At 66.9% G+C, this 10,982-nt stretch carries 10 protein-coding genes; 3 read left to right on the top strand and 7 right to left on the bottom strand.

What is annotated here, in order from left to right; translation table 11 throughout:
• Position 1: 1 nt before the first annotated feature.
• The 4 genes from AC3WRC_RS00660 to dnaG form a co-directional block, all read right to left on the bottom strand.
• Complete coding sequence (locus AC3WRC_RS00660) at positions 2–745, bottom strand: extensin-like domain-containing protein (RefSeq protein ID WP_492302986.1); 744 nt, start codon at positions 743–745, stop codon at positions 2–4.
• A 56-nt stretch (positions 746–801) separates the two neighbouring features.
• Positions 802–981: a DUF2256 domain-containing protein gene (locus tag AC3WRC_RS00655; RefSeq protein WP_084375248.1), complete on the bottom strand. Its 180-nt coding sequence runs from the start codon at positions 979–981 to the stop codon at positions 802–804.
• A gap of 50 nt (positions 982–1,031) precedes the next feature.
• Complete coding sequence (rpoD, locus tag AC3WRC_RS00650; protein WP_492302435.1) at positions 1,032–2,978, bottom strand: RNA polymerase sigma factor RpoD; 1,947 nt, start codon at positions 2,976–2,978, stop codon at positions 1,032–1,034.
• A 74-nt stretch (positions 2,979–3,052) separates the two neighbouring features.
• Complete coding sequence (gene dnaG, locus AC3WRC_RS00645; RefSeq protein ID WP_055752846.1) at positions 3,053–4,912, bottom strand: DNA primase; 1,860 nt, start codon at positions 4,910–4,912, stop codon at positions 3,053–3,055.
• 110 nt (positions 4,913–5,022) lie between these two features.
• On the opposite strand from dnaG, the gene AC3WRC_RS00640 reads away from it, so the two are divergent.
• On the top strand, positions 5,023–5,676 hold the full coding sequence (locus AC3WRC_RS00640) for a hypothetical protein (protein ID WP_492302998.1): 654 nt from the start codon (positions 5,023–5,025) through the stop codon (positions 5,674–5,676).
• Positions 5,571–5,948 (top strand): winged helix-turn-helix domain-containing protein, encoded by a 378-nt coding sequence (locus AC3WRC_RS00635; RefSeq protein ID WP_369814625.1) that lies wholly within the window; start codon positions 5,571–5,573, stop codon positions 5,946–5,948. The genes AC3WRC_RS00640 and AC3WRC_RS00635 overlap by 106 nt, the downstream gene beginning before the upstream one ends.
• Positions 5,949–6,170: 222 nt before the next feature.
• On the opposite strand, the gene AC3WRC_RS00630 is transcribed toward AC3WRC_RS00635, so the two are convergent.
• Positions 6,171–7,001: an LD-carboxypeptidase gene (locus AC3WRC_RS00630; protein WP_492302433.1), complete on the bottom strand. Its 831-nt coding sequence runs from the start codon at positions 6,999–7,001 to the stop codon at positions 6,171–6,173.
• Positions 7,002–7,091: 90 nt separating this feature from the next.
• Between AC3WRC_RS00630 and AC3WRC_RS00625 the strand changes: the two genes are divergently transcribed.
• On the top strand, positions 7,092–8,489 hold the full coding sequence (locus tag AC3WRC_RS00625; protein ID WP_492302431.1) for a UDP-N-acetylmuramate--L-alanine ligase: 1,398 nt from the start codon (positions 7,092–7,094) through the stop codon (positions 8,487–8,489).
• 22 nt (positions 8,490–8,511) lie between these two features.
• Here the strand turns inward: AC3WRC_RS00625 and AC3WRC_RS00620 are convergent, their stop codons facing one another.
• Together AC3WRC_RS00620 and AC3WRC_RS00615 are read right to left on the bottom strand one after the other, a co-directional pair.
• Complete coding sequence (locus tag AC3WRC_RS00620; RefSeq protein ID WP_492302430.1) at positions 8,512–9,876, bottom strand: sulfite reductase subunit alpha; 1,365 nt, start codon at positions 9,874–9,876, stop codon at positions 8,512–8,514.
• On the bottom strand, positions 9,873–10,979 hold the full coding sequence (locus tag AC3WRC_RS00615; protein ID WP_492302429.1) for an FAD:protein FMN transferase: 1,107 nt from the start codon (positions 10,977–10,979) through the stop codon (positions 9,873–9,875). The genes AC3WRC_RS00620 and AC3WRC_RS00615 overlap by 4 nt, the downstream gene beginning before the upstream one ends.
• Positions 10,980–10,982 lie beyond the last annotated feature (3 nt).

Raw genomic sequence — 10,982 nt, 5'->3', positions numbered from 1 at the left:
CTCAGCGACAGAAGCGCGTGTCGGTCGCCTCGAGGTGCAGGTGGTCGTAGTGGACGGCGTTGTAATCGGGGCTGAGCGTCGTGCCGAAGATGCGGCAGGCGTCGTCGCGGATACGCTTCAGGAAGCGCGCTTCGGGCGTGTCGCCGTTCCAGTCCTTCGTCACCGTGATCCGCCGCCCGTCCCTCAGCCGCACCCCGGCGAAGTCCAGCGCCGCTGCCTGGGAATGGGCGCTGATGCGGTTCGACCCCGCGCCGTTGTTCACGTTGCGACAGGCGTAGGCCCCCATGTGGTCGATCTGCACGACGTCAGAGCCCAGGATCTCGCGCGCCGCCGGCTCCAGCGACTGACGACGCCAGATGCTTAGCGCCAGCGCGGTCTGGCAGGTCATCTCCACATCGCCCGGCGCCATGCGCGCCACGGTCCCCAGGTCGGCGCCCAGCACCCCGCCTTGATGCAGGCCGCAGGTCGCGGTGTTCTGGCGATCCGGCACAGGACTGAACCGCACGCGCGCGGCGTTCAACTCGGCCAGACAACGGCCCAGATCGCTACCTTCGCGCACGACCAGGGCTTGGATCCCGCCGTCGATCATCCGATCCACCAGCCCCCCGACCAGCGGCGCCTCGGTGCGTGACGGATAGGGCGATGGCGGCCGCAATGGCTCGGGCGGCCGCCGCACGCAGCCGCTGAGGATCAGCAGGACGCCGAGGCCGATGAGAACGGGAGAGATACGCGACACGGAAGGCATGGTCACGACGCTTAGCTGATTCCCTACGCCGCCGTGGTCACGAGGCGGAGAGCCGTCTATCGGCGCTCTTCGGACGCGCCTTTGGCCCGGCACCGATCCGAACAGAACCGCACCTGATCCCAATCCCGCGCCCATTTCTTGCGCCAGGCGAACGGCAGGCCGCAGGCGGCGCAGCGCTTTTGCGGCAGGTCGGACTTGGCCGGCGCCGTGCCGAGATTGACGTGCTTTCGGGCCATGTCGCCTGCCAAGAAAAAAGGGCGGCCCGTCGGAGCCGCCCTTGATCGTATCAGCTGTCCAGGAAGGACCGCAGTTTGCGCGACCGCGACGGGTGCTTCAGCTTGCGCAGCGCCTTGGCCTCGATCTGACGGATGCGTTCGCGGGTCACCGAGAACTGCTGGCCGACTTCTTCCAGCGTGTGGTCGGTGTTCATGCCGATGCCGAATCGCATCCGCAGCACCCGCTCCTCGCGCGGCGTCAGCGACGCCAGAACGCGGGTGGTGGTCTCGCGCAGGTTCGACTGGATGGCGGCGTCGATCGGCAGGACGGCGTTCTTGTCCTCGATGAAGTCGCCCAGGTGGCTGTCTTCCTCGTCCCCGATCGGGGTTTCCAGCGAGATCGGCTCCTTGGCGATCTTCAGGACCTTGCGCACCTTCTCCAGCGGCATGGCCAGCTTCTCGGCCAGTTCTTCCGGGGTGGGCTCGCGGCCGATCTCGTGCAGCATCTGACGGCTGGTGCGGACGATCTTGTTGATCGTCTCGATCATGTGCACCGGGATGCGGATGGTGCGCGCCTGGTCGGCGATCGAGCGGGTGATCGCCTGACGAATCCACCAGGTGGCGTAGGTCGAGAACTTGTAGCCGCGGCGGTACTCGAACTTGTCGACCGCCTTCATAAGGCCGATGTTGCCCTCCTGGATCAGGTCCAGGAACTGCAGGCCGCGGTTGGTGTATTTCTTGGCGATCGAGATCACGAGGCGCAGGTTGGCCTCGACCATTTCCTTCTTGGCTTGCCGCGCTTCGCGCTCGCCCTTCTGCACCGTCTGGACGATGCGGCGATAGTCGTCGATCGGCAGGCCGGCTTCCAGCGCCACGGCGGCGACGTCGGAGCGGATGGTCGCGATCTGGCTGGCTTCGTTCTCGCTGAACTTGGTCCAGCGCACGCCCTGATCCTTGATCCGGTCGGTCCAGGTAGGGTCGAGTTCCGAGCCGAAATAGGCCTTGAGGAACTCGGGACGCGAAATGCCGTAGCTGTCGGCCAGGCGCAGCAGACGGCCCTCCAGACCGATCAGGCGCTTGTTGATCGCATAGAGCTGCTCGACCAGCGCCTCGATGCGGTTGTTGTTCAGCTTCATCGTCTTCAGACGGTCCGAGATGGACGTCGTCAGCGCCTGATAGGCCTTTTCATCCTTGGCGCTCAGCACCTCGCCCTTCAGGCGGGTCTGAACCAGCTTGTCCTGCAGGGCGCGGAAGGCGCCGAAGTCGGCGGCGATGGCGTTCAGGACGTCCATCACCCCGTCGCGCAGCTCGGCTTCCAGAGCCGAGATCGACATGCCGCCGCCATCGTCGAAGTCGTCGTCGTCGTCGTCGTCGGACTCAGGCTTGTCCTCGGCGGCCGGCTTTTCCTCGGTCTCTTCTTCCTCTTCGCCTTCAGGCTGGGCGGCGCCCGGCAGGGACGAAGGGTTCAGAACGCCATAGGTGGCGTCCAGGTCGATGACCTCACGCAGCAGGATGCGGTTGTTTTCCAGCTCGTCGCGCCACACCATGATGGCCTCGAAGGTCAGGGCGCTTTCGCACAGACCCGAGATCATGGCGTCGCGGCCGGCCTCGATCCGCTTGGCGATGGCGATTTCGCCCTCGCGGCTCAGCAGTTCGACCGAACCCATCTCGCGCAGGTACATGCGCACGGGGTCGTCGGTGCGGTCATAGGCGGATTTGGCAGGCGTTTCGGCCACGGCGGTGCCGGCGGCAGCGGCGACGTCGGTGGACTGCTGCTCCTGCGCGTCCTCCTCGGCCTCCACGACGTTGACGCCCATTTCGGACAGCATCGCCAAGGTGTCTTCAATAGCGTCGGGCGTGACTTCTTCGGATGGCAGGACCTTGTTCAGCTCCTCCATCGTCACATAGCCGCGCGCCTTGGCTTGCTTGATGAACTTCTTGACGCCGGCGTCCGTCAGATCGAGCAGGGGCCCATCGGTCGAAACCTCGGTGTCCTGCGTCTCGGTCTGTGCGTTCATAGTCAGTCTGTCTCCAGCCGAGAGGGTGATCAGTCCGCCCCGGCGAAAAATACAATGCTTGGCGTGCCGTAAGGTTACGTGCCCGCGCTGTCTTCCCAAATCGTCCCGGCTTTGATCGCACGGCGAAGCGCATCCCGCTCGGCCTTCAGCCGGCGGAACGCCTCATCCTGCCCAGGCACATCACGTGCATGGGCCAAGGCGTCCTCCAACGCGGCGACCCGCGTCGAAGCGTCGAACGCCTGCGACCATCGGACCCTTGCCTCGGCGAGGGGCGCATTTGCGGCCAGGAATGGCGCGCCGGACTTTGCCGCCGCCTTCTCGACCTCGCGCACTAAGGCATCATGACCCGATTGCGCCAGATGGCGTCGCAGGGCGGCGGAGTCAAGGCTATGTCCCGATAGACGCAGGCGAACCAGCTCCTGCGCCAATCCATCCAACCCCTTGTCGCCGAATCCGTGGGCGGCGATTTCCTCCAGATGGTCGTCCATTCGTTCGGGGTCGTCGATGGCGCCGTGGGCCAGGGCGGCCGGCACGGGCTCGATGGCGCGAAACAGCGACTGCATCGCCTGGGCGCCCTCGGCCGTCTGACCCAGTTTGGGCGGCGGGCCGAAACCGCGTTTGCCCTGCCCCGGCGTCCAGGGCGCGCGTTGGGGGCTGCGGGGGAACAAGGCGTCGAAACGGTCGAACAGGTCGCGGCGGTATTGCTCCGCCAGATCCTTGTCCTGGATGGCCGAGGCGGTGTTCCTCAGCCGCGCCTTGAAGCCGGCCTTGCGCTCCGGCGTGTCCAGCGGCTCCAGATCCTGTTCGCGGCGGAACAGCACCTCGGCGAACCCATGAGTTTCGGCCAGGGCCTGGCGCAGCGCGGGCGCGCCCTTGTCGCGCAGGATGTCGTCGGGATCCTGCCCGGCCCCCAGCAGGGCAAATCGGAAGGAGCGCCCCGGCTTCAGCAGCGGCAGCGAACGTTCGATGGCGCGATAGGCGGCGCGCAGTCCGGCCGCATCACCATCGAAGCACAGGATCGGCTCGTGCGACACGCGCCACAGCCGTTCCATCTGCTCCTCGGTCAGAGCCGTGCCCATCGGCGCCACGGCCGGCAGGCCCGCGCGCTGGCAGGCGATGACGTCCATATAGCCCTCGACCACGATGATGGCCTGGTCATTCTTGGATTCCGCGCCCAGTATCCGCCGCGCCTCAGGCAGGCCATACAGGGTCGCGCCCTTGTGAAACAGCGGGCTTTCCGGGCCATTCAGATATTTGGCGCGGTCGTCGGGGTTCATGGCCCGGCCGCCGAAGCTGACGATCCGGCCGCGCGCATCCAGGATCGGGAACATCAGCCGGTCGCGGAACCGGTCATAGGGCTGGCCGCCGCTTTCGGGCGAGATCAGCAGCCCGGCCTCGACCAGTTCGGCGGGTTTGGCGCCGCGCTGAACCAGCGCCTGCTTCAGCCCCTCGCGGTCGTTAGGCGCATAGCCCAGACCGAACCGCTCCCACTGATCCTCGGGCAGGCCGCGCTTGTCCAGATATTCGCGCGCCGCCTTGCCCGGCGTGCGGCGCAGGTTTGCGGCGAACCATTTCTGGGCCAGGTCCATCCAGTCCGACAGACCCGCCCGCTTCTGCTCGCGCTCGGCCTCCTTGGGGTCTTCGGCGGGAAGCTGCATCCCCGCCTCGCCGGCGAGGCGCTGCACCGCCTCGACGAAACTCAGCCGCTCGGTTTCCTGCAGGAAGGAGATGATGTCGCCATGCTTGCCGGACGAGAAGTCGTGGAAGAAGCCCTTGTCGTCATTGACGAAGAAGGACGGCGACTTCTCCTTCGAGAATGGCGACAGGCCGACATATTCGCGGCCCTGACGTTTCAGCTTCACCGTCCGCCCGATCACGTCGGACGGCCGAAGGCGGGCCTTCAGTTCATCGATGAATCTCTCGTCGAAACGCACCCGCGATCCTTAAGCCCTGCGGCCCCCACAAGCGAATCGAATGAGCGCAAAACCCTCATTGACTTGATAAGTTTATATTTTAAAGCAGTCATATCGCAGGAGAGCCAAGAATGACAGATTCTTCTTCATCAAGGGACGAAGCCGACCTGGCCTACCTCAAACGATTGGCGGTAGCGGGACGCGGGCAGCCCGCCCCTTTCCTGCTCTTGATCGCCGTGTTCGGGGGCGCCTATGGCTTTGCACTGTTGGCCGTCCTGATGGCCTTCGTGATCGAAGGATTCCCGCAACCCGGAACACCCGTGACAGGACCGATCTCTAATCTCGTGGGATCGTGGGGAATTATAGGATCGCACCTGATCTTTTTCGCCACCGTCGCGTGGACGATCTGGAGAACCTTGGGTCCAAACCGAGTCCGCCTTAGCCGATCCGCTACAGCGACATGGTCCGGCAGCTTCATCGCGCTGGTCGCCACCTTTGTCGTTTTCCACCTGGTTACGCGAAACGAAGCCGCGCCGGATGCGACGAAGATTGCCCAGGTCATCTGGCCGGTCGTGTTGATCCTATGGGGCGCAGCATGGTGGACCACCGCCATCGCCAGCGACCGGAGGTGGCTCATCGCCGTTGCGATCGGAAGTTTTGGCGCAGCCGCTGCCTTGGCGTGGGTCGGCACAGCGTCTTTGGCCGCCTTGGTTGTCATGTGCGCCAGTCTGATACTTCTGGCCTTCGCTCCTGCGATGATCCTGATGCGCGAGACGCGCAGGTGACGGCCGAGCCCAGCGTCGATCCCGCCTTTTCCCATCGATTAAGAACAGGGGTGATGGCCTATCTCTCGACCGCCGAAGCCGCCGACTTCACCGAGCTCGCCCTCGCCTTGGCCGCCCCGAACAACAGCCTGTCCAGTCACCTGACCCGACTGGAAACCGCCGGCTATATTGAACTGCGACGGGGTTTTCTGGGCCGCAAGCCTCGCACCCGCGTAGTCCTGACCGTCACTGGACGGGCGGCATGGGAAAGATATCTGGGCGCGTTGGGCTAAAGGACGATCAGGCGGCTCGTCCGGGCATCCCCCGATATCCGAACGAACCGCCGCATCGCAGAAGGCGCAAACCGCAGCGTCCCCCAACGCCTTGGCTAACGAAGTCCTAACGCCTCGCGGACCGGCATCTGAGGTCAGGACCAGCGTTCTGTCGAGAGGCGGGCCGTCTTGCTCTAGCGAATAGAGGCGAGACTGTGTCCTTTTCGTCGCGCGTCGTTCGCCTTAAGGGCGACCGAAGGGGACGACCTTATTGGCGGCGTCATGCCCGATATCGGCGCTTCCCAGAAAGGGTATGCCCGAACGCAGGCACCAGTATCGAACGATTTCCTCCGGAGTCTGACCAAAATCGGGATCGTTTGGCGTAACGTCCGAGACTCGTCCCAGACGAATCCCGGCCACGCGACGGATGCTGGCCTGGCTGGTCAAGTGAAACATCATCCGGTCGATCCGGTAGGCGGCCTCGGAAACCTCCTCCAGCATCAGGACGTGCCCGGACAGATCCGGCTCCAGCGGCGTGCCGGTCAGTTCGTTCAGGATGGTCAGGTTGAAGGCGACGGCAGGGCGCGGATCGGTCGCCAGCGACGGCTCGATCCAGTCGGTCCGCCCGGTGGTCAGCCAGGACAGGGCGCCCTTCGCCGTCTCGTCGTCGCGCACCGAGTCCGAGGCCATCGGTCCGTGCGCCAGATGCTGGAATCCGGCCTTGTACATTCCGGCCAGCAGGCTGCCGGCGTCGGAATAGCCCATATAGCGCTTCTTGCGGGCGACGGCGTCCAGGCGCGGGATCACCGCATCGGCGATGCGACAGGAGCCGTATCCGCCGCGCGCGAACCAGATGGCGTCGATGCGGGGGTCGTTGGCGAACTCCACGAAGGCGTCGGCGCGCGCCCGGTCGTCGCCGGCGAAATGGCCGTGTTTCAGAAAACAGGCGGGGTGGAAGACGACCGCCACATCGCGGTCGGGGTGGTTCTGCGCCATCCAGGCCTCGACCGCCTCGGCGCGCTCTTTAGCGAAGCGCGAACTGGCGCAGACGACGCCGATCTTGAAGCTGCCCATTTTATCGCTCTTTGGGGTCACGTCCGTCTTCTTCGTCGTTTTTGCGATCCCCTACTGGCGGACCGGCCCGATCCCCTGTTCTAAGGGGGCATGAACCAAGACGCCTCCTATTTCTTCTGCGGCATCGGCGGGTCGGGCATGCTGCCCCTGGCCATGATCGTCCAGGCGCGCGGCGCCGTGATCGAAGGGTCGGACCGGGCGCTGGACCAGGGCCGTACGCCCGAGAAGTTCGACTGGCTGCGCGCCCACGGCGTGACCCTGTATCCCCAGGACGGATCGGGCGTGACCCGCGCGGATCAGACCGTCATCGCCACCGGCGCCATCGAGGAGACGGTGCCCGACATCGGCGCGGCCAGGCGCGCCGGCGCAACCATCAAGACCCGGCCCGAGCTGCTCAGTGAACTCTTCAACGACGCCCCGACCTCGGTCGGGGTCGCGGGCACAAGCGGCAAGTCCACCATCACCGGCATGATCGCCTGGATTCTGCATCAGACGGGCCGCGAGCCGACCGTCATGAACGGGGCGGTGATGAGGAACTTCGCCGACGCCGACCATCCGTTCGCCAGCGCCCTGATCGGCGGGCCCGACGTGTTCGTGTCGGAGGTGGATGAAAGCGACGGCTCGATCGCCCGCTACGATCCGACGGTGGCGGTGGTGTCCAACATCTCGCTGGACCACAAGTCGATGGAGGAGTTGCGCGACCTGTTCGGCGGCTTCACCGCGCGGGCGGCGACGGCCGTGTTGAACCTGGACAATCCCGAGACGGCGGCGCTGGCCCAGACGCTGCCGGCTGGCAAGGCGATCACCTTCGGCCTGGGCGAAGAGAAGGCCGACCTGTCCGCCCATGATCTTCAGCCCCTGCCGACAGGCATGCGGTTCCGGCTGATCGAGGGCTGGAGCGAACACGACGTGATCCTGAACGTGCCCGGCGCGCACAATGTCGCCAACGCCCTGGCCGCGCTGGGCGCGACCCGGGCGCTGGGCGTGCCGACGGCCGAGGCGGTCAAGGCGCTGGAGACCTTCGCCGGCATCCGGCGCCGGATGGAGGTGGTCGGAACGGCGGGCGACATCACCGTCATCGACGACTTCGCCCACAACCCGGACAAGATCGCGGCCACGCTGAAGACTTTGCACGCCTTCGACGGCCGGCTGCTGATCCTGTTTCAGCCGCATGGGTTCGGGCCGCTGAAGCTGATGAAGTCCGAGTTCATCGACGGTTTCGCCGGCCTGATGCGCGAGGACGACGTGCTGCTGATGCCCGAACCGGTCTATTACGGCGGCACCACTGACCGCAGCGTGGGATCGGAAGACATCGCCTCCGGCGTCCGCGCCGCCGGCCGTCAGGCCGAGGCGCTGGCGACGCGCGCCGACTGCGGCGACCGGATCGTCGAGATCGCCAAGCCGGGCGATCGGATCATCGTCATGGGCGCGCGCGACGACACCCTGTCGACCTTCGCGGCGGAACTGCTGGGGCGACTAGGCCGCTAGCCCCCATCGGCAAAGACGGGGTTCAGTATACGTCGCGGCGGTAGCGGCCGTCTTCCAGCATGGTCAGCACCACGTCCGCGCCCAGCGCGCTTTCCAGCGCGGCATGCACGCCTTGCGACATGCCGTCCAGACTGCCGCAGACATAGATCGCCGCGCCGCGCGCGATCCAATCTCGAAGCTCGTCGGCCGCCGCCGCGACCAGATCCTGCACATATCGGCCGTCGCCCGCATCGCGCGAGAAGCTCCGATCCAGCCGCCGCAGCACGCCCGGCGCCAGCCAGGCCTGCAACTCCGCATCGAAGAAGGCGTCGTGCGCCTGGGTCCGTTCTCCGAACAGCAGCCAGGCCCCGCCCGTGTCGGTGCGCGCCTTCAGGTGCGCGCGCAGTCCGGCGATGCCCGTGCCGTTGCCGATCAGGATCATCGGCGTCTCGTCCGCCGGGCCGTGGAAGCTGCGGTTCGTGCGCAGCCGCATCCCGATCTCGCCGCCGAGCGACAGGTCTTGCGTCAGCCAGCCCGAGGCCAGGCCCGGCGCGCCGTCAGGATGGCGCATCAGTCGGATCAGGAACTCGACCCGGCCGTCCGACGGCAGGGAAGCGATGGAATATTCACGTGAACCCGGCGTGACGCCATCACGCTCAGGCAGGCCGACCTCGGCGATGTCGCCGGCCGACCAGTCGGACGTCGCGCCCACGGCCTCGAACGCCAGATGATAGGCCTCGCCGCCGGGACTGCCCGGATTGACCAGGGTGCGTTCGACCAGCCGCCAGGGGGCGTAGGCGGGCGGAGTCCAGTCGGGAGCCGTGACGCTGCCCGTGATCTGGTTCAACTGGTGCTGCCAGTGGCGAAGGGCGCCGGCCTCGCCGTTGTCGACCTCGACCATGTCGAACAGCGGTTCGGCGCCGGCGCGTCGCAGCCAGCCGTCGACCGCATGGCCGAAGCCGCAGAACTGGTCATAGCTGCGGTCGCCCAGCGCCAGCAGACCGAAGCGCAGTTCCGACAGGTCCGTCGCCTCGCCCATGACCTTGCGCACGAACCGGGCCGCGCTGTCAGGCGGATCGCCCTCGCCGGTCGTCGAGACGATCAGCAATGCGCGGTCCGCCGACTTCAGCGTCTGCACATCCAGATCGCCGAAGGACAGCACCCGCGCGCCCACGCCGCCATCGCCCAGAGACCGCGCCGTCATCCACGCAAGCTCCTCGGCGAAGCCCGTCTGGCTGGCGAAGGCGATCAGCACCGGCCGTCCCTCGCCTGCGCCCGCCAGAGCATCAGACCGCGCGCGGGCCGCCGCCTTGGCTTTGCGTTCGCGCCAGACAATGATGGCGATCAGGGCCAGCCAAAGCGCCAAGGCCCCAACCGCCCACAGCCAGCGCTGCGGATCGGCTGTCACCCGGGGCGATCTCCGTCGTCGTCAAGCAGGGCGGCGAAGGCCGGCGACATCCGCTCGACCGGCCCGCGCTCGGTGCGCTCGACGAAATGGGCCATCAGACCCACGGCCTCGGCGTAGTCCGGTCCATCGAACGGCCCCATGACCGTCAACGCCGTGGCGTAGGCGTCGGCCATCATGGCCGAGGGGTGCAGGACGGTGACCGAACTCAGGTTATTGCTGACCGGCCGACCGGTCGATCCGTCGATGGTGTGGGGATACAGGCGCCCGTCATGGCGGAACGCGCGGCGGTAGTCGCCGCTGGTCGCCACGGCGAGATCGAACAGGGCCGCGACGGTGTGGGGCGCTGGCGAACCCTCGACCCGCTCAATCTCGACCCACCACGGCTGAGCGTCCGGCTTGACGCCGCGCCCTTTCAGCTCGCCGCCGATCTCGATCAGGTGCGAGGTCGCGCCCATGGCCATCAGGCGGTCGGACACGCGGTCCACCGCATGACCCTTGGCGATACCGGAGAAGTCCAGCCTCATCCCGCCCATCTGCATCACCGCCCGCGCGCCGCCGTTCAGCCGCAGCTTTTGCCAGCCCGACACGGCCGCAGCCGCGGCGATCTCGTCTTCGGCCGGGACGGGCAGCAGGGCCGAGCGCGGTCCGGGCGGGCCGAAGCCCCACAGATCGACCAAGGCGCCCAGGGTCGGATCGACCGCGCCGTTCGTCTCGTCGCCCAGGGTCATCGCCGCATCCAGCAGATCCCAGAACGGCTGGGACACCGCCCAGACGCCAGCCGGCGCGGTGTTGAAGCGACTGATCTCGCTGGACGGCTCCCACGGGCTGAACAGACCGACGACGACCGCAAGCTCCTCGTCGATTGCCGCCTGGATCTCGGCCTCGCCCACGCCTGGCGGGGCGATAACGCGCGCGCTCCAGGTCGTGCCCATGGTCTGGCCGCCCAGCGAACGGATCAGGTCGCTGGGCGGACGGGGCGGCGCGCCTTCGATTGCGGGCACGAGGACGCGGTTGTCGGCGCGGTCGCCCAGAGGGGCGGCGTCGCCGATATTGACCGTGGGCGGGGCGGCGCGCGAACCGCGCGAGGGGGGAATGTCGGACATAGC

Source organism: Brevundimonas sp. EU05-FHT14B07 (genome assembly GCF_058790795.1).
The sequence above is the reverse complement of the archived record's forward strand: the minus strand, read 5'-3'. Positions and strand labels throughout refer to the sequence as shown.

Coding starts and splice junctions, on each gene's coding strand:
- AC3WRC_RS00655 (WP_084375248.1), bottom strand. CDS start 981: ATGGCCCGAAAGCACGTCAATCTCGGCACGGCGCCGGCCAAGTCCGAC.
- AC3WRC_RS00615 (WP_492302429.1), bottom strand. CDS start 10,979: ATGTCCGACATTCCCCCCTCGCGCGGTTCGCGCGCCGCCCCGCCCACG.
- AC3WRC_RS00630 (WP_492302433.1), bottom strand. CDS start 7,001: ATGGGCAGCTTCAAGATCGGCGTCGTCTGCGCCAGTTCGCGCTTCGCT.
- rpoD (WP_492302435.1), bottom strand. CDS start 2,978: ATGAACGCACAGACCGAGACGCAGGACACCGAGGTTTCGACCGATGGG.
- AC3WRC_RS00660 (WP_492302986.1), bottom strand. CDS start 745: ATGCCTTCCGTGTCGCGTATCTCTCCCGTTCTCATCGGCCTCGGCGTC.
- AC3WRC_RS00640 (WP_492302998.1), top strand. CDS start 5,023: ATGACAGATTCTTCTTCATCAAGGGACGAAGCCGACCTGGCCTACCTC.
- AC3WRC_RS00625 (WP_492302431.1), top strand. CDS start 7,092: ATGAACCAAGACGCCTCCTATTTCTTCTGCGGCATCGGCGGGTCGGGC.